General features: G+C 41.4%; 2 protein-coding genes, 5 tRNA genes and 1 rRNA gene. All 8 read right to left on the bottom strand.

Annotated features, from left to right (window positions below):
- Positions 1-222 (bottom strand): helix-turn-helix domain-containing protein (locus FFM62_RS10010; RefSeq protein ID WP_137604529.1); only part of this gene is annotated, 222 nt, incomplete at its 3' end.
- A gap of 110 nt (positions 223-332) precedes the next feature.
- On the bottom strand, positions 333-635 hold the full coding sequence (locus FFM62_RS10005; RefSeq protein ID WP_115471754.1) for a hypothetical protein: 303 nt from the start codon (positions 633-635) through the stop codon (positions 333-335).
- Positions 636-764: 129 nt separating this feature from the next.
- Positions 765-848 (bottom strand) — tRNA-Leu (locus FFM62_RS10000).
- Positions 849-875: 27 nt separating this feature from the next.
- Positions 876-948 (bottom strand) — tRNA-His (locus tag FFM62_RS09995).
- Positions 949-950: 2 nt separating this feature from the next.
- Positions 951-1,024 (bottom strand) — tRNA-Trp (locus FFM62_RS09990).
- Positions 1,025-1,053: 29 nt separating this feature from the next.
- Positions 1,054-1,127, bottom strand: a tRNA-Asp gene (locus FFM62_RS09985).
- 2 nt (positions 1,128-1,129) lie between these two features.
- Positions 1,130-1,202: transfer RNA gene (locus FFM62_RS09980), tRNA-Val, on the bottom strand.
- Positions 1,203-1,208: 6 nt separating this feature from the next.
- Positions 1,209-1,325, bottom strand: a 5S ribosomal RNA gene (rrf, locus tag FFM62_RS09975).
- Positions 1,326-1,405: the final 80 nt, after the last annotated feature.

Below are 1,405 nucleotides of genomic sequence, written 5' to 3'. Positions count from 1 at the left end.
CTCAAGTCGCCATTGAATTACCTTGATTTTAAAGGAATATTGATAATTTGTCTTACTTTGACTAGCGTTGTTTAATCCATAGACACCAAGTTCCTTGATATTAGTAACCCAGTTACGAATGGTGTCTGTTCCTTTAATACCAAACTTTTTCCGTATTTTATAAGGCGGAATACCTTGTAGGTACATCGTGACTGCTTCAATTTGTACTTCTTTTGAAAACATAGTAAAACCCCGTAAGTTTTGGAAATTACTCCAACTTACGGGGTTCAGTTCATCCTGAACAGCGGTTCAGGAAGCCCTTTTTATATACACTTAATTTCTAAGATTACATTTTATAATTCATCAGAATCAAACCATTCTGCAATACTAATCCACTGATTATTTTTCTTACTCTTAATTTCATAATCAGTAATATCATACAACGTTTTACGATCACCATTTAAAGGTGACCAATAAGTCTCATCTGCACGATGAATAACATCCCATTGGGTATAATTTTGTTCTTCCCCCGAAGCATCACGCACGTCAAAGCCTTCTTTTAATGTGATATTTTTTTCACCAACTTGTGGTCCACCGGCACTAAAATCTGCCATTAATTGTTGATGCGTGTCACTAGTAATCGGATCATTTGCCATGTTTATGTCTCCTTCACATAAGATTCATACTATCCCTAGTATTACACTTATTATCTTCTATATAAACAATTTATAAAACAAAAATAAAACCCTAAGAATCCTTGAATAAAGAACTCCTAGGGTATGTTATGCCGTCGATGGGGGTCGAACCCATACTCCCTTGCGAGAACTGGATTTTGAGTCCAGCGCGTCTGCCAATTCCGCCACAACGGCATCATATTAAATATTACATCAAGCTAGGGCGGTAGATGGGGATCGAACCCACGCGTGCCGGAACCACAAACCGGTGTGTTAACCACTTCACCACTACCGCCATGGCAGGGGTAGAGGGAATCGAACCCCCGCCGACGGTTTTGGAGACCGTTGTTCTACCGCTAAACTATACCCCTATAATAATGATGTAATACCTAATTTGAAACGGTCACAACGGGATTCGAACCCGTGATCTTTCGCGTGACAGGCGAACGTCATAACCAACTAGACCATGCGACCAATGGACGTTACAGGGATCGAACCTGTGACCCCCTGCTTGTAAGGCAGGTGCTCTCCCAGCTGAGCTAAACGTCCATTAATGCATCGCGATGTCCTATCCTCGCAGGAGGCGATCCTCCAACTACTTTTGGCGCTACTGAGCTTAACTACTGTGTTCGATATGGGAACAGGTGTGACCTCAGTGCCATCATCACGACACGTGTTATTGAGTGAACTTAGTTCCCTCAAAACTGAATCATAATTGCTTATTTTTCTTGCCTTACACCACTTGCTACTTG

This window comes from Weissella thailandensis, from assembly GCF_005405465.1.
In the GTDB taxonomy this organism is placed as follows: domain Bacteria; phylum Bacillota; class Bacilli; order Lactobacillales; family Lactobacillaceae; genus Weissella; species Weissella thailandensis.
The sequence above is the reverse complement of the archived record's forward strand: the minus strand, read 5'-3'. Positions and strand labels throughout refer to the sequence as shown.